The sequence below is a fragment of the Streptomyces sp. NBRC 110035 genome (assembly GCF_000829695.1).
Classification (GTDB): Bacteria; Actinomycetota; Actinomycetes; order Streptomycetales; family Streptomycetaceae; genus Streptomyces.
This window is the reverse complement of sequence record NZ_BBNN01000016.1, coordinates 326,618-351,459: the sequence shown is the minus strand read 5'-3', so window position 1 is coordinate 351,459 and position 24,842 is coordinate 326,618. Positions and strand designations below refer to the sequence as shown.

19 protein-coding genes and 3 pseudogenes are annotated in these 24,842 nt (G+C 71.9%); 14 read left to right on the top strand and 8 right to left on the bottom strand.

Annotated features, from left to right (window positions below):
* Positions 1-16: 16 nt before the first annotated feature.
* Positions 17-217, bottom strand: a complete 201-nt coding sequence (locus TU30_RS36860; protein WP_141713721.1) for a hypothetical protein — start codon at positions 215-217, stop codon at positions 17-19.
* A gap of 187 nt (positions 218-404) precedes the next feature.
* A pseudogene (locus TU30_RS38195) lies at positions 405-638 on the bottom strand (transposase domain-containing protein); the annotation flags it as partial.
* A gap of 344 nt (positions 639-982) precedes the next feature.
* On the opposite strand from TU30_RS38195, the pseudogene TU30_RS36855 reads away from it, so the two are divergent.
* From TU30_RS36855 to TU30_RS04110, 3 genes and pseudogenes are all read left to right on the top strand, one after another.
* Positions 983-1,779, top strand: a pseudogene (locus TU30_RS36855) (radical SAM protein); the annotation flags it as partial.
* Positions 1,780-1,965: 186 nt separating this feature from the next.
* Positions 1,966-3,543 (top strand): alpha/beta hydrolase, encoded by a 1,578-nt coding sequence (locus tag TU30_RS04115; RefSeq protein ID WP_042164581.1) that lies wholly within the window; start codon positions 1,966-1,968, stop codon positions 3,541-3,543.
* Positions 3,544-3,696: 153 nt separating this feature from the next.
* Complete coding sequence (locus TU30_RS04110) at positions 3,697-4,203, top strand: GNAT family N-acetyltransferase (protein WP_042164834.1); 507 nt, start codon at positions 3,697-3,699, stop codon at positions 4,201-4,203.
* 179 nt (positions 4,204-4,382) lie between these two features.
* Here TU30_RS04110 and TU30_RS04105 read toward each other — a convergent pair whose 3' ends face one another.
* Positions 4,383-5,003, bottom strand: coding sequence for an adenylosuccinate lyase (locus TU30_RS04105; RefSeq protein WP_042164580.1), 621 nt, complete (start codon positions 5,001-5,003; stop codon positions 4,383-4,385).
* Between the two features lie 383 nt (positions 5,004-5,386).
* On the opposite strand from TU30_RS04105, the gene TU30_RS04100 reads away from it, so the two are divergent.
* The 9 genes from TU30_RS04100 (at position 5,387) to pssA (ending at position 16,429) form a co-directional block, all read left to right on the top strand.
* On the top strand, positions 5,387-7,201 hold the full coding sequence (locus TU30_RS04100) for a 3-hydroxyacyl-CoA dehydrogenase family protein (RefSeq protein WP_042164577.1): 1,815 nt from the start codon (positions 5,387-5,389) through the stop codon (positions 7,199-7,201).
* Positions 7,202-7,370: 169 nt separating this feature from the next.
* Complete coding sequence (locus tag TU30_RS04095) at positions 7,371-8,180, top strand: TetR family transcriptional regulator (protein ID WP_042164832.1); 810 nt, start codon at positions 7,371-7,373, stop codon at positions 8,178-8,180.
* Positions 8,181-8,591: 411 nt separating this feature from the next.
* Positions 8,592-9,935: a crotonyl-CoA carboxylase/reductase gene (gene ccrA, locus TU30_RS04090; RefSeq protein WP_042164829.1), complete on the top strand. Its 1,344-nt coding sequence runs from the start codon at positions 8,592-8,594 to the stop codon at positions 9,933-9,935.
* Between the two features lie 8 nt (positions 9,936-9,943).
* On the top strand, positions 9,944-11,995 hold the full coding sequence (locus tag TU30_RS04085) for a protein meaA (protein WP_042164573.1): 2,052 nt from the start codon (positions 9,944-9,946) through the stop codon (positions 11,993-11,995).
* Entirely contained in the window at positions 11,992-12,966 is a 975-nt protein-coding gene (locus TU30_RS04080) for a CoA ester lyase (protein ID WP_042164571.1), read from the top strand. The genes TU30_RS04085 and TU30_RS04080 overlap by 4 nt, the downstream gene beginning before the upstream one ends.
* A gap of 5 nt (positions 12,967-12,971) precedes the next feature.
* Positions 12,972-13,541 carry a MaoC family dehydratase gene (locus TU30_RS04075; protein ID WP_042164568.1) on the top strand — a complete coding sequence of 190 codons (570 nt, stop codon included), beginning with the start codon at positions 12,972-12,974 and terminating at the stop codon, positions 13,539-13,541.
* 3 nt (positions 13,542-13,544) lie between these two features.
* Entirely contained in the window at positions 13,545-14,759 is a 1,215-nt protein-coding gene (locus tag TU30_RS04070; protein ID WP_042164566.1) for an acyl-CoA dehydrogenase family protein, read from the top strand.
* Between the two features lie 172 nt (positions 14,760-14,931).
* Positions 14,932-15,588 (top strand): phosphatidylserine decarboxylase, encoded by a 657-nt coding sequence (locus tag TU30_RS04065; RefSeq protein WP_042164564.1) that lies wholly within the window; start codon positions 14,932-14,934, stop codon positions 15,586-15,588.
* Between the two features lie 25 nt (positions 15,589-15,613).
* On the top strand, positions 15,614-16,429 hold the full coding sequence (gene pssA, locus TU30_RS04060; protein WP_042164561.1) for a CDP-diacylglycerol--serine O-phosphatidyltransferase: 816 nt from the start codon (positions 15,614-15,616) through the stop codon (positions 16,427-16,429).
* Positions 16,430-17,038: 609 nt separating this feature from the next.
* On the opposite strand, the gene TU30_RS04055 is transcribed toward pssA, so the two are convergent.
* Both TU30_RS04055 and TU30_RS37940 read right to left on the bottom strand, forming a co-directional pair.
* On the bottom strand, positions 17,039-18,235 hold the full coding sequence (locus tag TU30_RS04055; RefSeq protein WP_370626551.1) for a glycerate kinase: 1,197 nt from the start codon (positions 18,233-18,235) through the stop codon (positions 17,039-17,041).
* 62 nt (positions 18,236-18,297) lie between these two features.
* Complete coding sequence (locus TU30_RS37940) at positions 18,298-18,429, bottom strand: hypothetical protein (RefSeq protein ID WP_256082243.1); 132 nt, start codon at positions 18,427-18,429, stop codon at positions 18,298-18,300.
* Between the two features lie 987 nt (positions 18,430-19,416).
* On the opposite strand from TU30_RS37940, the gene TU30_RS04045 reads away from it, so the two are divergent.
* Positions 19,417-20,250, top strand: a complete 834-nt coding sequence (locus TU30_RS04045; protein ID WP_042164554.1) for an MHYT domain-containing protein — start codon at positions 19,417-19,419, stop codon at positions 20,248-20,250.
* On the opposite strand, the pseudogene TU30_RS04040 reads toward TU30_RS04045, so the two are convergent.
* From TU30_RS04040 to TU30_RS04030, 3 genes and pseudogenes are all read right to left on the bottom strand, one after another.
* Positions 20,229-20,767, bottom strand: a pseudogene (locus TU30_RS04040) (methylated-DNA--[protein]-cysteine S-methyltransferase). The gene TU30_RS04045 and the pseudogene TU30_RS04040 overlap by 22 nt on opposite strands.
* Positions 20,768-20,773: 6 nt before the next feature.
* On the bottom strand, positions 20,774-22,294 hold the full coding sequence (locus TU30_RS04035; protein WP_078878093.1) for an AlkA N-terminal domain-containing protein: 1,521 nt from the start codon (positions 22,292-22,294) through the stop codon (positions 20,774-20,776).
* A gap of 55 nt (positions 22,295-22,349) precedes the next feature.
* On the bottom strand, positions 22,350-24,326 hold the full coding sequence (locus TU30_RS04030) for a heavy metal translocating P-type ATPase (protein WP_176726142.1): 1,977 nt from the start codon (positions 24,324-24,326) through the stop codon (positions 22,350-22,352).
* Positions 24,327-24,398: 72 nt separating this feature from the next.
* Here TU30_RS04030 and TU30_RS04025 point away from each other — a divergent pair, with 72 nt between their 5' ends.
* Positions 24,399-24,761 carry a metalloregulator ArsR/SmtB family transcription factor gene (locus tag TU30_RS04025; protein ID WP_042164551.1) on the top strand — a complete coding sequence of 121 codons (363 nt, stop codon included), beginning with the start codon at positions 24,399-24,401 and terminating at the stop codon, positions 24,759-24,761.
* Positions 24,762-24,842: the final 81 nt, after the last annotated feature.

Here is a 24,842-nt window from a genome sequence, read left to right as displayed (position 1 = left end):
AGGTAGGAGCCATCGGTCAGGCGGACGAGGACGGGGGTGCGCCGGTGGCGGTCGCCTGGGGGAGGAAGTCGTTGCCGTCGAAGCCCTTGTCCCACAAGGCCGGTGTGTCTGGCGTCGGCGGGTGCAGCGGGCGCCGGGCATGGCCTGTCTCGCCCTCGCTGGTGGGGCCGAAGACTGCGCCGGTCAGAGCCCTGGTTCCGGTCTCGACCAACGTCATCAGCTCCACAAGGGGGTATCCGCCCTGGCCCGGAGAGCCGAGCCAGGCTCGGTTGCGGTCGGTGTCCGGGACCCTGATCGAGCTGCGGCCGGCCGTCGAAGGAGACCGTGCGATACCCGCCGAACCGCACCCCGGGCGTCCTCGGCTGAGCCAACGGCCCCGACAACCCCTCACACAGCCCGCGCATGGGCTCGCTGCCGACCCTGCGCCGCAGATCACGCAGGGCCTTCGCGGTCGGCTCGGCGACCGGCACGCCGACCAGACCCGCCGTCAGCTTCTGCCACACCAGCCGATAGCCGATCTCCGGGAACAGGCGCATCGCCCGCAGGAAGTACACACCGACCCGTGAAGGCAGGTCTCGCAACCGACGCTGCACGGTACGGGTTTCCTCGAGGACCGCGTCGACCAGTTCGAACGGCACGACCCGGGTCGGCCCAACGAGATGACCCGGAACAGTATGGCCCCTCCGGTCGCCGTGAACACGCGGGAGACGGTCCTCGGACCAGGCGGCAGGGCACAACGACGTACCGGCGACGGAACTCCACAGGCAGCAGACAGTCCTGGCGGACTACCTGCTTCAACAAGGCTCCGTCGCTCACGTTCCCGTCTGGTGCCCGAGTCACGTCAAGTGGCCTGCCACCAGAGCGAATCCGTCACCTACCCGGCCCTGGGACAAGGCCCGCGCTCGATCCGCGTTCTCGTGCTGCGTCTGGCGCGGGAGAATCCCGGCCGGGGCTACCGGCGCAGTCCACGGCGAGCCGCTGGTCCTGCGTGTACTGCTTCGCACGCAGGACGCACAGCTATCCGGACCTCGACACGGGCGCCGGCTTCGGCAGCCAGAGGGTGGTCAAGGTGAACGCGCCCGAGGTGCTGCGCCGTCAGCTCGCCGCCCGGCGTCGGCAGGGCGTGCCCATAGCGATCGGCACGAACGTCGACTGCTGCCAGCGCGCGGAGGGCCGCTGCCGGCTGATGCCGGGCATCCTCCCTCTCCGCGCTGCGCGACCACGCAAACCCCCTCTCGATCCTCACCAGGGGCACGCTGCTCCTGCGCGACCTGGAGCTGCTGTGGCAGGCGTCCCGGGTCACCGGCGTCGGCATCTCGGTCTCCGCCGGTTTCGCCGACACCGGGCTGTGGCGCACCGTGGAGCCGGGCACACCGGCCCCGGAGCGCCGGCTGGGGGGTGCGGACGCTCGCCGCGCACGGGACCGGCTGCGGAGTGCTGACGGCAGCGGTGATCCCGTTCCTGCGCGACCGGCCGGCACAGGTGCGGGCCACCGTGCGGGCGATCGCCGCAGCGGGCGCCACCTCCGCCACGCCGCTGGTGCTGCACCTGCGGCCGGGGGCCCGTGAGTGGTTCACGGCCTGGCTCGGGCAGCGCCATCCGTACCTCGTGAGCCGGTACAAGCGGCTGTACGCGGAGGCTGCCTACGCCCCGAAGTGGTACCACCGCCGGATCACCCGTCAGGTACACGACCCGGTGCGCGAGTACGGCATCGGCCCCACCCGCGCGGAGGTGCCCCACCGCCTGGGCCCGCCGATCCGGCCGAGCCCTCCGGACCCGCGGCGGCCGCCGCGGGTCCGGTGCCCGGTCCGGCCCAGCTCTTACTTCTTCAGAAGCATTCGAGGGCATCCGACGCCCCGATCGGGTCAAGAGCCGGCAGAACACGTTCATCCGGCGGCTCATTCCGGGACGATGCCGCGTGGACCGTGAGCCCGCGGTTCACCGACCTCCGTCCTGGGAGGACCCATGAGGAAACGCGCAGCGGTGCTGTGCAGTGCCGCCGCCGTCATGGCCGGGAGCCTGACGGCCCTGCCCGCCGGGGCGACCGCACCGAGCGGTGCCGGCACGTTCCGCGCGGCGAAGCCCGCGTGGAAGGACTGCGGCACCGAGGACCATCCGACGCTGCAGTGCGCGTCCGTCGGAGTGCCGCTCGATCACGCCCGCCCCGAAGGGCGGAAAATCACCCTCGCGCTGTCCCGCGTGCCGCACACCGCGAAGAAGTACCAGGGCCCCCTGCTGGTCAACCCGGGCGGCCCCGGTGGCAGCGGGCTGGCGCTCGCCGGGTTCGTCGCGGCCTCGCTGCCGAAGGAGGTGGCAGCCCAGTACGACGTGATCGGCTTCGACCCCCGCGGGGTGGGCGCGAGCAGGCCGGCCCTCGACTGCCGGCCGGGCTTCTTCGACCCGGTACGGCCGAACCCGGTGCCGGGCACCCCCGCGGTGGAGCGGGCCAACCTCGAGCGCGTGAAGTCGTTCGCGGACGCCTGCGGCAAGAAGCACGGGGATCTCCTGCCGTACGTGAACACCACCAGCGCGGTGCGTGACATGGACGTGATCCGGCAGGCACTGGGCGCCGGGAGGATCAATTACTTCGGCTACTCCTACGGCACGTACCTGGGCGCCGTGTACGCCAAGCTGTTCCCGGAGCGGGTGCGGCGCATGGTCCTCGACTCGGTCGTCGACCCCACCGAGGTCTGGTACGAGGCCAACCTGAACCAGGACCACGCCTTCAACGACCGTCACCGCGCCCTGATGGCCTGGATCGCCGAGCACGACGGCGCATACCGGCTGGGCACCGATCCGGAGAGGATCGAGGCCGAGTGGTACGAGATGCGCGCGACCCTGGCGAAGAAGCCGGCCGGCGGCCGGGTGGGCGCGGCAGAGCTGGAGGACACCTTCCTCCCGGGGGGCTACTACAACGGGTACTGGCCCTACCTGGCGGAGGCGTTCGCCGCGTACGTGAACGAGGGCGACGCAGAGCCCCTGGTCGAGACGTACGAGACCTTCGGCGCGGTCGACGCCGCCGGCGACAACGGCTACAGCGTCTACACGGCGGTCGAGTGCCGGGACGTGTCCTGGCCGCGGGACTGGCGGCAGTGGCGCAAGGACCACTGGGAGGTGTACGAGCGGGCGCCGTTCATGACGTGGAACAACGCCTGGTACAACGCGGCGTGCGCGTTCTGGCCGACCGCGTCGCAGCGGCCGGTGAACGTCGTCAACGCGAAGCTCCCGCCGGTGCTGCTCTTCCAGGCCACCCACGACGCGGCCACCCCGTACCAGGGCGGTGTGACGGTCCACCACCTGCTGGCCGGCTCCAGCCTGGTGGTGGAGCGGGACGGCGGCAACCACGGCATCACGCTGAGCGGCAACGCCTGCCTGGACGGGCATCTGACGGCCTACCTGACCGACGGCACCGTGCCGCGCGGCCGCGGCGAGGCCGACGCGGTCTGCGCACCCCTGCCCGACCCGGCCCCGCGCACGTCGAAGGCGGCGTCCACCACCTCCCGCGGCTCGGCCCTGCACGGCCTGCTCGGCTTCCGAAACTGAGCAGAGGCGTTAGTCGGGGACGGGAGCCGGGGCGGGGCACGTGTCGCGCCGCAGGATCCCTGGTCCACCATGGAGCCCATGAGTGAGCCGACGGGGCCTCCCGCCCCCGACCCGGTCCTTCCCGCCTTCCCGGCGGGCATCGTCCCGCGTCCGATGACGGCGGACGACTGCGGTGGCGTGGCCGGGATCCGCGTACGCGGCTGGCAGTACGCCTACACGGGCCTGGTCCCCCAGCCGTATCTCGACGGGCTCGACGTCGCGGCGGACGCCGACCGGCAGCGTGCCCGGCTGCTGGACGGCGACGGGAGTGTGCGGAACCTGGTCGTCGACGCGGACGACGGGGGGCTCCTCGGCTGGGTCGCCTTCGGCCCCCACCGGGACGGTGGCACCCGCACCGGGGACGCCGAGCTGTACGCCCTCTGCCTCCGCCCCGACCACATCGGCCGGGGCGTGGGCAGGGCCCTCCTCGCGGCGGCGACCCGGCACTGCGCCGACGCCGGGCACGCGCGCATGTACCTGTGGGTCGTCAAGGGCAACACCCGGGCCCGCCGCTTCTACGAGCGCGCCGGCTTCGCCGCGGACGGCGCCGAGGATGCCTTCGAGGCGGGCGGGGCGGTGGTGCCGGAGGTGCGGTACGCGAAGGAACTGCTCCGCGGCTGAGCCGGCGGCCGGCCCCGCCCCGGGGGCCCTCGACCGGCCCTGCGTCCGGAGTCCCGGAGGGGTCCGGCGGGTCTCCCCGGGAGGAGGAGTGGCGTTCGGTGCGTGCTCCCGGCGTGCCGGGCGTCGCGACGCGACGGAGATCCGGCGGGACCCCTCCGACGCTGTCCGGAAGGAGCCCGCTACCGCTGCCCGGGAATCCGCGGCGGCCCCGGCGCCTGCCGCTGCCCCGGGATCCGCGCCAGGGCGTGGACCGCCGCCTCGGCCAGGGCGGGGTGGGCCAGGGCCTCGTTCAGGACGGGTGCGGCGCGGGCGTCGCCGAGTTCGCCCAGTCCCTCCACACAGGCGAGGGCGACCCTGCGGTACGGGTCGTGCGGGCGCAGCCGCCGCTGCAGCGTGGTGATCAGGGCGGGCACCGCCTCCGGGGCGCGCAGTGCGACGAGCAGGCGTACGGGGTGCAGTGCGTAGGCGACGCGGAGTTCGTTGGTGGCGAGGGCGGCGGCGGCGCGGGCGGTGCGCGGGTCGCCGAGGCGGGTCAGGGCGTGGGCGGCGGCGGCGCAGCGCGGGGGGTCCCGGTGGTTGAGGAGGAGGACGAGGGACTCGAAGGCCCGCCGGTCCCCCGCGAGCCCGAGGCGGAAGGCGGCCAGCTCCCTGGCCCACAGCGGCTGCCCGGGTTCGGTGAGTACGGCGGCCAGGGCATCGGGGTCCTCGGTCGCCAGAAGCCGGTCGAGGGCCGCCGATCCGGCCGGTCCGGCCGCCTCGCTCCGTAAGCGTTCCGTGAGCGATCGCACCTCTTCGTCCATGTCCCGAGGTTAGACGGATCACCCGCGCCTCGGGACGTACATCACGAACACCGGAGGCTGGCGCGCTCATTACCGACGAGTTAAGCTCAATCGAGCGAGTTACCCACTCGCGTTCCCGCTGTTCGTTTCTCCTCACGGTGGTTTGGTGACGCAGCCACGGTGAGTGCAGTCGGTTCGGTACTCGTGTACCGCAGTACGGCTCGGCCTCGGGACAGGGCCGGCCGGAACCGCCGTTCCCGGGCGTGTGCACGCCCGTCGTGACGGCACCGGGCGTGTGCGCTCGCAGCCCGGCATCACCCGCACTCCGTACGCACGCTCCCGGTATGCCCTTCGGCGCACCGGGGCGCGTTCTCCGTCGTCACCCTCATTCCTGGAGTCCCTCGATGGCCACTCCCCTGTCCCCCCAGTCCGGCACTCCCGTGCCCCCGCTCCGGACCGTCGCCGTGGTCGGCCTCGGCACGATGGGCACCGGCATCGCCGAGGTCCTCGCCGGGGCCGGCCGCGACGTCGTCGGCATCGACATCAGTGCGGCCCGGGCCGCGCGGTGCGTCGCCGCCCTGGAGTCCTCGACGGCCCGCGCCGTGGAGCGCGGCCGGCTCACCACGGAGCAGCGAACGGAACTGCTGGCCCGCGTGACCACCTCCACCGACGTCGCGGCGGCAGCCGGCGCCGATCTGGTGATCGAGGTGGTGCCGGAGTCGTACGAGGCCAAGCAGCAGGTCTTCCGGGAACTCGACGCCGTGGTGCGGCCGGAGACGATCCTGGCGACCGGCACCAACGCCCTGTCGGTCACCCGCCTCGCCGCCGACTCGGCCCGCCCCGAGCGCGTGCTGGGCCTGCACTTCTTCAATCCGGCCCCGGCGATGAAGCTGGTGGAGGTCGTCTCCTCGGTGCTGACCTCGCCGGCGGCCGTCACCGCGGTCACCGACCTGGCCCTGGACCTGGGCAAGGAGCCGGTCGTGGTCGGCGACCGGCCCGGATTCGTCGCCGACGGGCTGCTGTTCGGCTACCTCAACCAGGCCGCCGCGATGTACGAGGCGCACTACGCGTCCCGTGAGGACATCGACGCCGCGATGCGGCTGGGCTGCGGTCTGCCGATGGGCCCGCTGGCGCTGCTCGACCTGATCGGCGTCGACACCGCGCGCACGGTCCTGGAGGCCATGCACACGGAGTCCCACGACCGGCTGCACGCGCCGGCCCCGATCCTCGGGCAGCTGAGCGAGGCGGGCCTGACGGGGCGCAAGGCGGGGCGCGGCTTCTACACGTACGAGGAGCCGGGCAGCGCCGCCGTCGCGCGGGACGCGCTGACCCCGCCGGAGGGCGGCCGGCCCACCGGGGGCCGGCCGGTCCGTTCGGTGGGCGTGGCCGGCTCCGGCACCATGGCCTCGGGGATCGCCGAGGTGTTCGCCAAGGCCGGCTACCACGTGGTCCTCGCCGCACGCAGCGCGGAGAAGGCGCAGGGGGCCAGGGCCCGGATCGGGAAGTCGCTGGCGCGCTCCGTCGACAAGGGGCGGATGACCGCCGAGGCCGCCGCCCAGGCTCTGGAGCGGGTCCGGCCGACGGGCTCCTACGACGACTTCGCCGACGTGGATCTGGCGGTCGAGGCGGTCGCCGAGGACCTGGAGGTCAAGCGGCAGCTGTTCGGGACGCTGGACAAGGTGTGCAAGCCGGGAGCGGTGCTCGCCACCACCACCTCCTCGCTGCCCGTGATCGCCTGTGCCCGCGCGACCTCACGTCCGCAGGACGTGGTCGGCATGCACTTCTTCAACCCGGCGCCGGCCATGAAGCTGGTCGAGGTGGTCCGTACGGTGCTGACCGGGGACGACGTCCACGCGACGGTGCGCGAGGTCTGCCACGCGATCCGCAAGCACCCCGTGGACTGCGGCGACCGGGCCGGGTTCATCGTCAACGCGCTGCTGTTCCCGTACCTCAACAACGCGGTCAAGATGGTGCAGGAGCACTATGCCGACATCGACGACATCGACGCCGCGATGAAGCTGGGCGGCGGTTATCCGATGGGTCCGTTCGAGCTGCTGGACGTGGTCGGGCTGGACGTCTCGCTCGCGATCGAGAAGGTGCTGCACCGCGAGTTCCGCGACCCGGGGCTGGCCCCGGCACCGCTGCTGGAGCACCTGGTGGCCGCGGGCTGCCTCGGCCGCAAGTCCGGCCGAGGCTTCCGCGAACATGCCAAGCGCTGATCCCCCGCACCGCCCGGCCGACCGGCACCGCGGCGACGGCCAGTGGGGCGGGCTGCTGGAACCCGGCCGGTTCCCGCCCCCCGCGGACCGCACCGCTCCCCCACCCCCCGGGGGCGGGGGAGTTCCCGGCCGGGCGCGGCGAGCTGCGCGCATGCAGTACGTTCGGGGCATGTCCCAGCCCGTCAGGTCCTCCCGTACACCCGCCACGACCGAGCCGCCGGAACGCGCCGCAGGCACGCGAGCCGCCGCCCAGCGGCTGAAGATGCGCCGGGAACTGGCGGCCGCCGCGATGGAGCTGTTCGCGACCAAGGGGTACGAGGCCACCACCGTCGACGAGATCGCGGCCGCGGCCGGAGTCGCCCGGCGTACCTTCTTCCGGCACTTCCGCTCCAAGGAAGAGGCGATCTTCCCGGACCACGACGACACCCTGGTGCGCGCCGAGGCGGTGCTCAACGCGGCGCCGGCGCACGAGCATCCGCTCGACACGGTGTGCCGCGGCATCAAGGAGGTCATGCAGATGTACGCGGCGCGGCCGGAGATCTCGGTCGCCCGCTACCGGCTGACCCGCGAGGTGCCCACCCTGCGCGAGGCGGAGATCGCGTCGGTGGCCCGCTACGAGCGTCTCTTCACCCGGTACCTGCTCGGCCACTTCGACGAGCACGCGCACGACGAGGACGCGGGCGACGACCCGCTGCTGGCGGAGGTCGCCGCGTCCGCCGTGGTCACCGCGCACAACCACGTGCTGCGGCGCTGGCTCAGGGCGGACGGCCGGGGCGATGTGGAGGCGGAGCTCGACCACGCCTTCTCGATCGTCCGCAAGACCTTCGGGGGCGGGATCATGGCGGGCCGCCGCACGGTGCCGCCGAGCCCGGTCGCGTCGGTGTCCACCCAGGGCGAGGTGCTGGTGACGGTCGCCCGCACCGACGCCCCGCTGGACGAGGTGATGCGCACCATCGAGCGGGCTCTGAAGGAGCGCTGAGCACGCCCTCACCGCTGTGACGACGGCCACCCCACGGGGTGGCCGTTTTGCCGTGTCAGGACCTCTTTTCGCGCCCTCTGCTGATGTCGTTCGATCGATCATCGCTCATTTGTTACGTAAAGATTTCATCTGAGATTGATTCATGGCACCCAGTGCCTTGCGTGCTGTCACGGCGTGCCATACGTTGAAGGAGTCCGGGCGGCCGGCGCGCAGAGACCCTTCGTGCGCCGGCTGTCCCAGCAAGCCGGAAGGCCTGCCCGCCCGGACGCCTGCGTCACAGGCACCCTCCCGCGCCACCAAGCGCTGCCGAAGCACCACCGCCGAACCGACGGCATCCCCTCAAACCCTCAGCAGCAACGACGTAACCCTCAGCGCCCCTCCCTCAGGGTGCTCACCGCCGGAGGCAACACCGTGACCGTCAAGGACATCCTGGCCGCGATCCAGTCGCCCGACTCCACGTCGGAGGACTTCGCCGCCCTGCCGCTGCCCGAGTCGTACCGTGCGATGACCGTGCACAAGGACGAGACGGAGATGTTCTCCGGGCTCGCCACCCGCGACAAGGACCCGCGCAAGTCGCTCCACCTCGACGACGTGCCCGTGCCCGAACTCGGCCCGGGTGAGGCCCTGGTGGCCGTGATGGCCTCCTCGGTCAACTACAACTCGGTGTGGACGTCGATCTTCGAGCCGATGTCGACCTTCGGTTTCCTGGAGCGCTACGGCAAGCTCAGCGAGCTCACCCGGCGCCACGACCTGCCGTACCACGTCATCGGCTCCGACCTCGCGGGCGTGGTGCTGCGCACCGGCCCCGGCGTCAACGCCTGGCGTCCCGGCGACGAGGTCGTCGCCCACTGCCTCTCCGTCGAGCTGGAGTCCAGCGACGGCCACAACGACACGATGCTCGACCCGGAGCAGCGGATCTGGGGCTTCGAGACCAACTTCGGCGGCCTGGCGGAGATCGCGCTGGTGAAGTCCAACCAGCTGATGCCGAAGCCGGACCACCTGAGCTGGGAGGAGGCCGCCGCCCCCGGACTGGTCAACTCCACCGCCTACCGGCAGTTGGTCTCCCGCAACGGTGCCGGCATGAAGCAGGGCGACAACGTGCTCATCTGGGGTGCGAGCGGCGGGCTCGGCTCCTACGCCACCCAGTTCGCGCTGGCCGGCGGCGCCAATCCGGTCTGCGTCGTCTCCAGCGAGCAGAAGGCGGACATCTGCCGGTCGATGGGCGCCGAGGCGGTCATCGACCGCACCGCCGAGGGCTACAGGTTCTGGAAGGACGAGCACACCCAGGACCCGCGCGAGTGGAAGCGCTTCGGCAAGCGCATCCGCGAACTCACCGGCGGCGAGGACGTCGACATCGTCTTCGAGCACCCGGGCCGCGAGACCTTCGGCGCCTCGGTGTACGTCACCCGCAAGGGCGGCACCATCGTCACTTGCGCCTCCACCTCGGGCTACCACCACGAGTACGACAACCGCTACCTGTGGATGTCCCTGAAGAAGATCGTCGGCTCGCACTTCGCCAACTACCGCGAGGCCTGGGAGGCCAACCGCCTCGTCGCCAAGGGTAAGATCCACCCCACCCTGTCGAAGGTGTACTCCCTCGAGGACACCGGCCAGGCCGCCTACGACGTGCACCGCAACCTCCACCAGGGCAAGGTCGGCGTGCTGTGTCTGGCCCCCGAGGAGGGCCTGGGCGTCCGCGACCACGTCAAGCGCGCGCGGCACGTGGACGCCATCAACCGCTTCCGGAACATCTGAGGGATCACATGAGTGAGCGTCAGGGCGCGCCGCGGGCGCGAGGGGAACGGGACCGGCCGTGGCTCATGCGGACCTACGCCGGCCACTCCACGGCAGAGGCGTCGAACGAGCTGTACCGGCGCAATCTCGCCAAGGGCCAGACCGGCCTGTCGGTGGCGTTCGACCTGCCCACGCAGACCGGTTACGACCCCGACCACGTCCTCGCCCGCGGTGAGGTCGGCCGGGTCGGGGTACCGGTCTCGCACATCGGCGACATGCGCAGGCTGTTCCAGGACATCCCCCTGGAGCAGATGAACACCTCGATGACGATCAACGCCACCGCCATGTGGCTGCTGGCGCTCTACCAGGTCGTCGCCGAGGAGCAGGGCGCGGACATCACCCGGCTCCAGGGGACGACCCAGAACGACATCGTCAAGGAGTACCTCTCGCGCGGCACGCACGTGTTCCCGCCGGGACCGAGCCTGCGCCTGACGACGGACATGATCGCGTACACCGTCTCCCGCATGCCGAAGTGGAACCCGATCAACATCTGCAGCTACCACCTGCAGGAGGCGGGCGCCACGCCGGTCCAGGAGATCGCGTACGCGATGTCCACGGCGGTCTCGGTGCTCGACGCCGTGCGCGACAGCGGCCAGGTGCCGCCGGAGCGCATGGGCGACGTCGTCGGCCGTATCTCGTTCTTCGTGAACGCGGGCGTCCGCTTCGTCGAGGAGATGTGCAAGATGCGTGCCTTCGGCCGGATCTGGGACCGCGTCACGCGCGAGCGGTACGGCATCGAGGACCCCAGGCACCGACGCTTCCGCTACGGCGTCCAGGTCAACTCCCTCGGCCTGACCGAGGCGCAGCCGGAGAACAACGTCCAGCGGATCGTGCTGGAGATGCTGGCCGTGACCCTCTCCAAGGACGCCCGTGCGCGTGCCGTCCAGCTGCCGGCCTGGAACGAGGCGCTGGGCCTGCCCCGCCCCTGGGACCAGCAGTGGTCGCTGCGCATCCAGCAGGTGCTCGCCTACGAGAGCGACCTGCTGGAGTACGGGGACCTCTTCGAGGGCTCCAAGGTGGTCGAGGCGAAGGTGGAGGAGCTGGTCGAGGCGTCGCTGGCCGAGATGGGGCGGATCGAGGAGATGGGCGGCGCGATGGCCGCCGTCGAATCCGGCTATCTGAAGTCCCAGCTGGTCTCCTCGCACGCCGCACGCCGGGCCCGGATCGAGTCGGGCGAGGAGAAGATCATCGGTGTCAACTCCTTCGAGGGCACCGAGCCCAACCCGCTGACCGCCGACCTCGACACCGCGATCCACACGGTCGACCCGGCGGTCGAGGCCCGGGTCGTGGCGGCGCTGCGGAACTGGCGCGGCACGCGCTACCAGCCGCCGTTCAACCACCCGCGCCCCTGCAAGGCGCTGGAGGCGCTGAAGGAGGCCGCAAAGGGCGACGGCAACCTGATGGAGGCGACCCTGGAGTGCGCCCGCGCGGGGGCCACCACCGGCGAGTGGGCCGGCGCCCTGCGCGAGGTGTTCGGCGAGTACCGCGCCCCGACCGGGGTGTCCTCCGCGCCGGTCGCCGTCCCCGTCGCGGAGGGCTCGGCGCTCGCCGACGTCCGCCGCACGGTGGAGGTGACGGCGCGTGACCTCGGCGTCGGCAAGCTGCGCTTCCTGGTCGGCAAGCCGGGCCTGGACGGCCACTCCAACGGCGCCGAGCAGATCGCGGTGCGGGCCCGCGACGCCGGGTTCGAGGTGGTCTACCAGGGCATCCGGCTCACGCCGGAGCAGATCGTGGACGCCGCCCTCGCGGAGGACGTGCACGCGGTGGGCCTGTCCATCCTCTCCGGTTCCCACGCCCAGCTGGTGCCGGACGTGCTGGAGCGGCTGCGCGAGGCCGGTGCGGCCGACATTCCGGTGATCGCGGGCGGGATCATCCCGAACGCCGACGCCGAGCAGCTCAGGGCCGCCGGAGTGGCCGCCGTCTTCACCCCGAAGGACTTCGACATCACCGGGATCATCGGCCGTATCGTCGACGAGATCCGCACCGCGAACAAGCTCGACCCCCTGGAGGTCCCCGCATGACGACTCCCTCGCCCCAGGTCAACCGGCTTCGCCCCCGGCGCTCCTGTCTGGCGGTGCCGGGCTCGAACCCGCGTTTCCTGGAGAAGGCCCAGGGGCTCCCGGCGGACCAGGTCTTCCTCGACCTGGAGGACGCCTGTGCCCCGCTCGCCAAGCCCGAGGCGCGGCACACCGTCGTCACGTTCCTCAACGAGGGCGACTGGACCGGCAAGACGCGTGTGGTCCGGGTCAACGACTGGACGACCGAGTGGACGTACCGCGACGTCGTGACCGTCGTCGAGGGCGCCGGCCCGAACCTCGACTGCATCATGCTGCCGAAGGTCCAGGACGCCCGGCAGGTGGCCGCCCTGGACCTCCTGCTGACCCAGATCGAGAAGACCATGGGCTTCGAGGTCGGCCGCATCGGCATCGAGGCGCAGATCGAGAACGCCCGGGGCCTGAACAACGTCAACGAGATCGCGCAGGCCTCCCCGCGCGTCGAGACGATCATCTTCGGCCCGGCCGACTTCATGGCGTCGATCAACATGAAGTCGCTGGTCGTGGGCGAGCAGCCGCCCGGCTACCCGGCGGACGCCTACCACTACATCCTGATGAAGATCCTGATGGCCGCCCGCGCCAACAGCCTCCAGGCGATCGACGGCCCCTACCTGCAGATCCGCAACGTCGACGGCTACCGCGCGGTCGCGCGGCGGGCCGCGGCCCTCGGCTTCGACGGCAAGTGGGTGCTGCACCCGGGCCAGGTCGAGGCGTCCAACGAGATCTTCTCGCCCTCCCAGGAGGACTACGACCACGCCGAGCTGATCCTGGACGCGTACGACTACCACACGTCCGAGGCGGGCGGCAGGAAGGGCTCGGCGATGCTCGGCGACGAGATGATCGACGAGGCCAGCCGCAAGATGGCCCTGGTCGTCTCCGGCAAGGGCCGCGCCGCCGGCATGCGGCGCACCAGCACGTTCGAGATCCCGGAGGCCTGAGCGGCATGCAGTTCGGACGCACCTACGAGGAGTTCGAGGTCGGCGCGGTCTACAAGCACTGGCCCGGGAAGACGGTCACGGAGTACGACGACCACCTCTTCTGCCTCCTCACCATGAACCACCATCCCCTCCACATGGACGCCCACTACGCGGAGAGGGCGACGGACTTCGGCAAGAACGTCGTCGTGGGGAACTACGTCTACTCGCTGCTGCTCGGCATGTCGGTACCGGACGTCTCCGGGAAGGCGATCGCCAACCTGGAGATCGAGTCGCTGAAGCACGTGGCGCCGACCTTCCACGGCGACACGGTCTACGGCGAGACGACCGTGCTCGACAAGTGGCCGTCCAGGTCGAAGGACGACCGCGGCATCGTGCACGTCGAGACCAGGGGGTACAAGCAGGACGGCACCCTGGTGTGCGTGTTCCGCCGCAAGGTGATGGTGCCGACCCGGACGTACATCGAGGAGCGCGGCGGCGAGCAGCCCGGCCGGCCGTCCGTCTCCCACCACCGCCCTCGGACGACGCCCCTGCGGGGCGACACCCCTGGATCCGAACTCGAACAGCAGGAGAAGTGAGAGATGAGCCGTCTCGCCCAGACCCACGGCCTCACGGACGTCCAGCGGGAGATCCTGTCCACCGTCCGGGACTTCGTGGACAAGGAGATCATCCCGGTCGCGACCGGCCTGGAGCACCGCGACGAGTACCCGCAGCAGATCGTCAACGGCCTGAAGGAACTCGGCCTGTTCGGCCTGATGATCCCCGAGGAGTACGGGGGTCTGGGTGAGTCGCTCCTCACCTACGCCCTGTGCGTGGAGGAGATCGCGCGCGGCTGGATGTCGGTGTCCGGCATCATCAACACGCACTTCATCGTGGCGTACATGATCAAGCAGCACGGTACGGACGAGCAGAAGGACCACTTCCTGCCGCGCATGGCGGCCGGCGACGTCCGGGGCGCGTTCTCCATGTCGGAGCCGGCGCTGGGTTCCGACGTGTCGGCGATCTCCTCGAAGGCGGTGAGGGACGGCGACGAGTACGTCCTGGACGGCCAGAAGATGTGGCTGACGAACGGCGGCACGTCGTCCCTGGTGGCCGTCCTGGTCAGGAGTGACGAAGGACACTCCCCTTCGGAGACGGCTGCGGCGCCGCACAGGTCGATGACGACCTTCCTGGTGGAGAAGGAGCCCGGATTCGGCGAGGTCCGGCCCGGACTGACCATCCCGGGCAAGATCGACAAGATGGGCTACAAGGGCGTCGACACGACCGAGCTCATCATGGACGGCCTGCGCGTTCCGGCGGACCGCGTGCTCGGCGGGGCCACCGGCCGCGGTTTTTACCAAATGATGGACGGCGTCGAGGTCGGCCGGGTCAATGTGGCGGCACGCGGCTGCGGTGTCGCCCAGCGCGCCTTCGAGCTCGGCGTCCGCTACGCCCAGCAGCGACACACCTTCGGCAAGCAGATCGCCCAGCACCAGGCCATTCAGTTCAAGCTCGCGGAGATGGCTACCAAGGTGGAGGCGGCGCATGCGATGATGGTGAACGCCGCACGCAAAAAGGACTCCGGAAAACGAAACGACCTTGAAGCAGGGATGGCCAAGTACCTCGCGTCCGAGTACTGCAAGGAGGTCGTGGAGGACGCCTTCCGGATCCACGGCGGCTACGGCTTTTCCAAGGAGTACGAGATCGAGCGCCTCTACCGCGAGGCGCCGATGCTGCTGATCGGCGAGGGCACCGCCGAGATCCAGAAAATGATCATCGGCCGCAGACTGCTCGAAGAGTATCGATTCCAGGGCTGAATGTCCGGATACGGGGTATTTTCGTGGGCTACAGGATCACACCCCGTCAGCACCCTCCGGCCATCGACTCGACTGGCTGGCTTACCCAGTTGCCGCCCGGAGCCGCTACGATCGCCGGAAAGCCGCCGTCCCCCGTCCATGTGCGCGGCACTATCCGCTACGAAGGTCATCCATGCCCCACAGCCAAACCTCTGCATCTCGCGACAGCCTCGCCGGCGTGCGCCTCGCGCGCGGAGCATCGCCGTGGCTCCTGCCGACCGTCGCCACCGCAGCCGTCAGCCTGGTCCGCGCCCGCCGCTCGGGTGCCGCCAAGGCCGTAGCCGTCCCCGCCACCGCTCTCGCGGCGGGGATGCTGTGGTTCTTCCGCGACCCCGAGCGCGAGATCACCCGGGGCCGGGTCATCTCTCCCGCCGACGGCGTGGTGCAGAGCATCATGCCGTGGAAGGACGGCCGGACCCGCGTCGCGATCTTCATGAGCCCGCTCAATGTTCACGTCAACCGCGCGCCGCTGGCCGGCACGGTGACGTCGGTCGAGCACATCCCCGGTGGATTCGTTCCCGCCTTCAACAAGGAGAGCGAGAACAACGAGCGCGTCGTCTGGCACTTCGACACCGAGCTCGGTGACATCGAGATGATCCAGATCGCCGGCGCGGTCGCCCGCCGCATCGTGCCGTACCTGCCCGAGGGCACCAAGGTCGAGCAGGGCGAGCGGATCGGTCTCATCCGGTTCGGCTCCCGCGTCGACCTCTACCTGCCCGAGGGCGTGGAGATCGACGTCGAGGTGGGCCAGAAGACCGTGGCTGGGGTGACTCGCATTGACCGTGATTGATCCGGAGAAGACCAGTTCCGGCTGGGTGCCCGGCGCCGAGGAGGCGGACGACGAGGAGGAGATGCCCCTCTCTCTCCGCCTGTCGATAGCCGACACCCTCACCCTCGGCAACGCCACCTGCGGCTTCATGGCCGTGTACTTCACCACCACCGGCATCCTGATCCCGCACCTCACGGGCAGCCAGGAGACCGGGATGGCCCGGCACAGCGCGGCCACCGCCGTGATCCTCATGCTGTGCGCGGCGGTCTTCGACCTGTTCGACGGCCTGGTGGCCCGCAAGCTGCGCTCCTCCCCCATGGGCGCGGAGCTCGACAACCTCTCGGACCTGATCAGCTTCGGTCTGGCCCCGGCGTACTTCGTCCTCGTCTACGGCATGGTCGCGGACGACGCGCACCAGAAGGTGGCCGCGGTCGGGGCGATCGTGGTGCTGCTGGCGGTGGTGCTGAGGCTTGCGCGGTTCTCCTGCGTCACCGTCAAGGACGGCACCTTCCAGGGCATGCCGTCCCCGTTCGGCGCGCTGACCGTCGTCTCGATCGTGCTCCTGGAGCTGCCGTTCGTGGCGACGGTGCTGGCAGTGCTGGGCACCGCCTGGCTGATGGTGAGCCGGGTCGAGTACCCGAAGCCCCGGGGCCCTCTCGCGGTCGCGATGCTCTCCTGGATCGTGCTGGCCATGGGGCTGCTGGCGGCCTGGGCGTTCGACGCCCCGAGCGGCCAGCTGCTCCTGCAGACCGGCTGCGCGCTGCAGCTGGTGCTGGGCGCGGTGATCCCGCTGTTCGCGACGGCTCGCCGGGTGAACAACTTCCGCGACAACCGGCGCGAGGCACGGGCGGCGCAGCCGTAACGCCCGCCGCTCCGGGCTCCGGACCCTGTGGGGTCCGGAGCCCTTTGTCGTGCGGGCCGACTTTGCTGCTCAATTCGGGGGATGGTCACGCACCGCATCCCAGAGGGGCCGGCCGGGGCCGGACCGCCTCCTCGCGAGACCCGTTGCCTGCGCCCCGCCGACAGGCCGGCGTCCCTCTCCGCATTGGAGTAACAGAGTCCGGGCTCTGCCGAGTGCTCCGCCCCGGACCTTCTCCCGGCCCACCCCCGGCTCGGCGGGTCGGGAGAACAGCCTGCCGGCCCGGCCGCTCTGCCCGTGTTTTTCCCCTGGACCGGGGCCTGCTGCGAGAGGGGCGCGTGCCGCGCGACGCCCGGCAGGCACTCCCGCCGCACCGCCCGCAAGCCCGGGTGAACCACCCGCCCGGTACGAGGGCTTCCGGACGGCACGCCCAGAGCACGCTCCCCCGAGCTCCCGGCTTCGCTCGAGCAGGAGGGGGAGGACCCCCATGACACCGCGCGAACGCTCTGCGGACGACGACGCCCTTGCGCCACGGGCCGCAAGTCGGGGTCGGGGCACAGGCCCGGGGCCAGGAGGGGACAGGACCCTCTGGTACGGCGCGGCCGGGCGGCCTCAGCTCAGGAGATCCCGGGCGATCCGCTCCGCGGTGCGTTCCAGGAGCGGGCCCGCCTGCGCGACGCACGTCGCCACGTCCGGCTCGAGATCGGTCAGCGCGTACGCCCGCCGGATCCCCGCCCTCCCCAGCGCCTCCGGCGGCAGCGCGAGCCGCCCGCACACCGCGACGACCTCCTTGCCGGCTTTGCGGGCCGCCGCGGCCACCCCCGCCGGGGCCTTGCCGTGCAGGGTCTGCTCGTCCAGCGAGCCCTCCCCGGTGATCACGAGGTCGGCACGCTCCACCGCGGGCGCGAAGCCGAGGACGTCCAGCATGACCTCGATACCGGGCCGGAACCGGGCTCCGAGGAGGAGCGCGCCGTACCCGATGCCGCCGGCCGCGCCGGCCCCCGGCGCGGCGGCGAGTTCCGTGGCCCTGGCCCCGGCCGGCTCCTCCAGCACCTTCACGAAGTGCGCGAGCGCCGCGTCCAGCCGCTGCACGTCCTCGGGGGAGGCGCCCTTCTGCGGGCCGTAGACCGCCGCGGCGCCCTTCGGGCCGGTCAGCGGGTTGTCGACATCGCTGGCGAGTACGAACCCGACCTCGCCGAGGCGCGGGTCCAGGCCCGACAGGTCCGCCGAGGCCAGTTCGGCGAGAGCTGCGCCGCCCGGCGTCACCGGCTCGCCGTCGGCCTTCAGGAAGCGGGCGCCCAGCGCGGCCAGCATGCCGCTGCCACCGTCCGTGCTGGAACTGCCTCCCACTCCGAACACCAGGGTGCGCGCGCCCGCGTCCAGCGCTGCCGTCAGCAGCTCCCCGGATCCGTACGTGGACGCCGTCAGCGGTGCGAGGACGCCGCCCGGCAGCCGCGCGAGTCCGCAGGCCTCCGCCATCTCCACCACGGCGGTGTCGCCGCGCAGCGCGAACGTCGCGGTGACCTCGTCGCCGAGAGGACCGGCGACCCGTACCTCCCGCCGTTCGAATCCGGCCGCGATCGCCGCGGCCACCGTGCCGTCGCCTCCGTCGGCGACGGGCAGCGCCTCGACCTCGAGGCCGGGTACCACCCCGCGCAGCCCGGCGGTCACCCGCTCGGCGACCTCCACGGCCGTCAGCGATCCCTTGAACTTGTCCGCGGCGACGAGTACCCGCCGCACCGACGCTTCGGACTGTGCCGTCCCTGCCGACCGCGCCGATCGGGTACCGCTCACTGCAGCCTCCGCCACTTCCGCCATCCCTTGCTCGCCGGGCCCGTACGCATACCGGGTCAGCCGCGCCACCACCGACCCTAGTCCTCGGCACCCCGGACCGTCATGCCCCTGCCCAGCCCGTGGACGGCGTCGAGCGCGGGATCCGCGGGTGCTGCCGTGCGCCCTGGCCCGCCGAGCTTCCAGCCACGGTGGGTGCCGTTCGCCGCCACCGTCCTTTCCCCATGACCGCCCCACAGGACACTCAGGACAGAACGGCCCGCACTGTCCTGCCTCCTGGATCCGGGGGTGCGTCGGGGAACAGCTCACGGACGTCGAAACGCCGCTTCACTCCGTGGCCCTGCAGGACGGCCGGCCCTGCCGGCTCTGCCGCTCGATTCGGGGGAGGGTCACGCACCGCATCCGAGCGGGGCCGGCCGGGGCGCCGGACCGCCTCCCCGCGAGGCCCGTTGCCTGCGCCCCGTCGACAGGCCGGCGTCACTCTCCGCAATTGAGCAACAGAGTCCCTACCAAGTCCAAAACACCGGAGCTGCTCCCGACGCACCCGCGCCGGCACCGGCGCTCTCTGCCGAGCCGCCGCGGGGAGCGGGCGCCGCCCGACGGCACGACCGGGCCGGACGGGGGTACGACCTCCGACGACAGAAGGCGCGGGGCGGCCGAGGGACCGGGCTCGACCGTGAGCTCGGACGGCTTCCCGTCACGGACCCGGGCAGCCGCCGATGATGGCGCGCCTGCATGACGGCGGAGCCTTCGACGTGGAAACCCTCACGTCGATCCGACTCCGAAGGTTCGAACTGCTGTCCTGCTGGATCGTATCGCGCAGCATGTCCGCCGATCACCCCTCCCCCCTGGGGCACCCGGCACAGGCTGCCCCTCCGCCCTTCCGGGTCACCCCGTGCCGACTGCCACGGACACCCTCCCCCGCCAGCTCGGGCAGCGTGGAGCCGAAGGAGGACACGGGGTGAACGGGGACAGTCCGCTCCTGGGTGCGGCAGGCCCGAAGCCGGCCGGACACCCCGCCGAACACGCTACGGATCCAGGGGGACGCCTCGCGTGACGGACAACACAGCACCCCGCGGTAGGCGTCGTAGATCGATGTGTGAATAAATCAGCCACCTGGCTCGATTGCGACATCACTCCATCCTGCTGCACACACCCACTCGCTCCGGGCGAACACTGCCCGCGAAAGGTGCTTTCCCGTGAACGCCACGCTGACCGACTTCCACTACGGGGCGGTGACACCTGTCACCGCCTATCTGATGGCCTGCCTGGGATCTGCCCTCGGCCTGCGCTGCACCGTGCGGTCCATGCGCCGCGGGGCACAGCGCAAGCGGATCGGCTGGCTCAGCCTGGCGACCGTGTCCATCGGCTGCGGCATCTGGACGATGCACTTCATCGCGATGATCGGCTTCAGCGTCAACGGCGCGGCCGTCGAGTACAACACCCGACTGACCCTGCTGAGCCTCGCGGTCGCGATCGTCGTCGTCGCCGTCGGTGTCTTCCTGGTCGGCTACCTCGGCGCCAGACCGACCGTCCTGGGCACTGCCGGTCTCGTCATGGGGCTGGGCGTGGCGGCCATGCATTACATCGGCATGGCCGCCATGGACATCAGCGGCACCATCCGCTACGAGACGTTCACCGTGCTGCTGTCCGTACTGGTCGCCGTGGTCGCGGCCACGGCGGCACTGTGGGCCGCGGTCTCCATCCAGGGGTTCTGGGCGAGCCTGGGTGCGAGTCTCGTGATGGGCATCGCCGTTACCGGCATGCATTACACGGGGATGGCTGCCGTCAGCGTGCACATCGATCACGCCGGAACGTCCCCCCCGTCCTCGGTCACCATCATGTCCTTCCTCCTGGCCATGATCGCCGGCCCGGTGACGGTCCTCGTCCTGGCCGCGGTGATCGTCATGTTCGACCCCGAGCTGATGCTCGGAAACGACGAGGTTTCCCCCGAGCCGCGACCCGCGGTGGGCGGTGCGTTCACCGCCGGGCGGTCCTCTTCGCCCGTGCCCTACGGGCACCAGGGCCCGTGACGAGGCGCCGGGGAGCGGGTGACCGCTGGAACAAGGCCCCGGGCCCGATCGAACCCCGGCCGTCGCTGCTCGCACTGCAGGCCGCCCCCGTGTCTGGTGAGGCCGCTGCTCACGCCGACGACCCGGTGGCGGAGGGGACGACGATGCCGGTCGGGTTGCGGCCGTTGGCCGGTCCGACCGTCCTGGGCACCTTCGGACTGCAGAGGTTCTCGGCCAGTTCGCCGTAGGTGCGGGTCTCGCCGTAGGGGATGCCCGTCAGCAGGTCCCAGACGCGGCGCTGGAACGGGGTGCCGTGCGGGCTCAGTTTCCGGGTGCACTCCTTCAGCGCGACCGCGAAGTAGACCTCCGGTGGTTCCTCGGCCTCGGCAAAGGCCCCCGCGCCGTCGGCGCGGTCGCCGAAACTCTCCTCCGCGGGGCGGTGGCGATGGTCGGTCATGTAGAGGCCGCACAGGTCGCCGCCGTCGGCGACGGGCGTCAGCCGACCGTATGAGCTGTCGATCACGGTGCACTGCTTCATGCGTCCTCATCTCGGCAGGATGTTGATCGGATGACTGTCCGCCGCCCAGAGGTACTGCACCGCATACGCCCGCCAGGGCCGCCAGGCCGCCGCGTACGCGGTGAGCGCGGCAGGGGTGGAGGGCAGGCCGAGTTCCCGGGCGGCGCGGCGGATGCCGAGGTCGGTGGGGAGGAAGGCGTCGGGGTCACCGAGGGCGCGCATGGCGATGACGTCGGCGGTCCAGGGCCCGAGGCCCGGGAGGGCGAGGAGTTCCGCACGGATCTCGGACCAGTCGCTCCCGGCGCCCAGGCGCAGACTGCCGTCCACGAGTGCGTGCACCAGGGTGGCGAAGGTGGCACGGCGGGCGCGGGGCAGGGCCAGGGACCCGGGGTCCAGGTCCGCGAGTGCCCCGGGGGACGGGAAGAGATGGGTGAGTCCGCCCTCCGGGTCCGGGTCGTCCACCGGTTCGCCGTACGCGGTGACCAGGCGGGCCGCGTGGGTGCGGGCAGCCGCGGTGGAGACCTGCTGTCCGAGCACGGCCCGGACGGCGAACTCCGCCTCGTCGACCGTACGCGGGACCCGGCGTCCGGGTGCTTTGTCCACGAGGGGTGCGAGAACCGGGTCGGTGCGCAGCCGGTCGTCGACGGCCACCGGGTCGGCGTCCAGGTCGAGGAGGCGGCGGCAGCGGCTGATGGCGACGGTGAGGTCGCGCGGGTCGGTGAGGGTGAGGCGGCAGGCGATGTGGTCGGGCCGCGGGGACAGGGCCACGAAGCCGTGCCCGTGCGGCAGCCGCAGGGTGCGCCGGTAGGCGCCGTCCCGCCATTCCTCCACACCGGGTACGGCGGTGGCGGCGAGGTGGCCGAAGAGGTTGTCGGGGGTGAGCGGGGCCCGGAACGGCAGGCGCAGCGACAGAGCGGCGGGGGTGCCGGGGGCCGCTGGGGTGCCGGGGGCCGAGGCAGGGCCGGGCGTCCGCTTCGGCGCGCGGGCGCGCAGGTCGCTCGGGGCGAGGGCGAAGACCTCGCGCACGGTGTCGTTGAAGGTGCAGACGGAGGAGAAGCCTGCGGCGAAGGCGATCTCCGCCATCGGCAGGGTCGTCGTCTCGATGAGCAGTCGCGCCGTCTGCGCGCGCTGGGCCCGCGCGAGGGCGAGGGGCCCGGCGCCCAGCTCGGCGAGCAGTTGGCGTTCGACCTGCCGGGTGCTGTAGCCGAGCCGGGCGGCGAGCCCGGGCACGCCCTCCCGGTCCACGGTCCCGTCGGCGATCAGCCGCATGGCGCGGGCCACGGCGTCGGCCCGCTGGTTCCACTCCGGTGAGCCGGGGCTGGTGTCGGGACGGCACCGCTTGCAGGCCCGGAACCCCGCCTGCTGGCAGGCCGCCGTGCTCGGGTGGAAGACCATGTTCTCGGGCGTGGGCGGTACCACCGGGCAGCTGGGCCTGCAGTAGATGCCGGTGGTCAGGACCGCGGTGAAGAACCAGCCGTCGAACCGCGCGTCCTTGGACCGGACGGCGCGGACGCAGCGTTCGGTGTCGGTGTGCATCCCCTTCTGCATGGGTCCAGCATCGGGCACGGGCCGGGCCCGGTCTCGCGGGAATCCGACATGAACCTCAGCCGGTCTGCGCCGCCCCGGTCCGCCACGCCGACTCGCGCAGCAGCCGCAGCCCGTTGAGGCCGACCAGGACGGTCGAGCCCTCGTGGCCGGCGACGCCGAGCGGGAGCGGAAGGTGACCGATCAGGTCCCACAGGACCAGGACGGTGATGGCCGTGCCGGCGACGACGAGGTTCTGCACGACCAGCCGGCGGGCGGTCCGCGACAGCCGTACGACCGCGGGCACGGCGGCGAGTTCGTCCCGTACGACGACGGCGTCCGCGGTCTCCAGGGCCAGGTCGGAGCCCGCGCGGCCCATGGCGATGCCCGCGTGGGCGGCGGCGAGGGCGGGCGCGTCGTTGACACCGTCACCGACGAACAGGACCTTGCGGCCGGCGTCCTGGAGGTCCCTCACGGCATGCGCCTTGTCCTCGGGCAGGAGGCCGGCACGGACGTCCGTGAGGCCGGTGGCGTCGGCCACCCGGGCGGCGGCGCGCGCGTTGTCACCGGTCAGCAGGACGGGCGCGGTGCCGGTGAGGTCGGTCAGCCCGGCGGTCGCCACGGCGGCACCGGGGCGGAGGCGGTCGGTGAGGGCGAGGGTGCCGACGGGCACACCGTCGCGGGTGACGTGGACGAGGGTCTCACCGCCGTCAGGGCCGAGCGGCCGTTCGGCCCTCTCGACGGCCCTGCGGTCCGCACCGGCTGCCGCTTCCGCGCGGCCGACGGTCACGACGTGCCCGGCGACGGTGGCGGTGACGCCCCGGCCGGGGGTGGCCGAGAAGTCCGTGGCGGGGGTGAGGGGCAGGGCGCGGGCGCGGGCGGCGGCCACCACGGCGCGGGCCAGCGGGTGCTCGCTGGCGTGCTCGGCGGAAGCGGTCAGGGCGACCAGGGCGTCCTCGTCGAGGCCGGAGCCGGGCAGCGGACGTACGGCGGTCACCTCGGGGGTGCCTTCGGTGAGGGTGCCGGTCTTGTCGAGGGCCGTCGTGTCGATCTCGCCGAGGCGTTCCATCGCGACGGCCGACTTGACCAGGACGCCGTGCCGTCCGGCGTTGGCGATGGCGGACAGCAGGGGCGGCATCGTGGCGAGCACGATCGCACAGGGCGAGGCGACGATCATGAAGGTCATCGCCCGCAGCAGGGCGTCGGTGAGGTTCTCGCCGAAGGCGAGCGGGATGCCGAACACCGCGAGGGTGGCCGCCACCACGCCGACCGCGTACCGCTGCTCGATCTTCTCGATGAACAGCTGGGTGGGCGCCTTGGTCCGGGACGCCTCCTCGACCAGGGCGACGATGCGGGCGATCACCGAGTCCGCCGGGTCGCGTCCGACCCGCACCCGCAGGACGCCGGTGCCGTTGAGGGTGCCGGCGAAGACCTCGTCGCCGGGGCGTTTGACGACCGGCAGCGGCTCGCCGGTGATGGTGGCCTGGTCGGCCTCGCTGACGCCGTCCAGGACGGTGCCGTCGGCGCCGATGCGCTCACCGGGGCGGACCAGCAGGACGTCGCCGAGGGCGAGGTCGGCGGTGGGCACGGACTCCTCGCCGGTGCCGGTCAGCCGGGTCGCCGTGGCGGGCGCGAGGTCGAGCAGTCCGCGTACGGAGTCGGCGGTGCGGGCGGTGGCCAGGGCTTCCAGGGCGCCGGAGGTGGCGAAGATGACGATGAGCAGGGCGCCGTCGAGGACCTGGCCGATGGCGGCGGCGCCGAGCGCGGCGACGATCATCAGGAGGTCGACGTCGAGGGTCTTCCCGCGCAGCGCGCGGAGCCCTTCGAGGGCCGGTTCCCAGCCTCCGCACACGTAGGCGAGCGCGAAGGGGACACCGCTCGCCCAGCCCGGCGCCCCGCCGAGGTCCAGTGCGAGACCGGCCAGGAAGGCGACGAGCGAGGCGAGCGCCCACCGCGCCTCCGGGAGGGCGAGCACGCGGGTGCGGCGGCGCCCCGCCGGGACCTCGGTGGACGGCAGGGGTGCGGGAGCGAGAGTCGTGGACACGGCTGCCACCATACAGGAACACATGAAGAATGATTCATTTATTCATTAATTCGGGTGTTCGTGACCGGTGGGTAGGATGCCCGTATGGGTCATGGAGCCGTCATCCCCGCACAGGACGACGCCGAGCGCGTCCGCCTCGACGCGGACAATGCCGCGAAGGTCGCCACCACGCTCCAGGCCCTGTCCACCCCGTCCCGGTTGCTGATCCTCGCCCGGCTGCGCGAAGGGCCTCTGCCGGCCACGGAGTTGGCGGCGGAGGTGGGCATGGAGCAGTCGGCCTGCTCGCACCAGCTGCGGCTGCTGCGCAACCTGGGCCTGGTGGTGGGCGAACGCCGGGGCCGTTCCGTGGTGTACGCGCTGCACGACCACCATGTCGCCGAGCTGCTGGACCAGGCCGTGTACCACGTGGAGCATCTGCGGCTCGGGATCACCGACGCGGCCGAGTGACCGGGCCGCTCCCGCGGGCGCCGCTCGCCGCGCACCGCCCGGGCCGGGCTCGCATCCCGCTGCGGGCATGCCGTCCGTGAA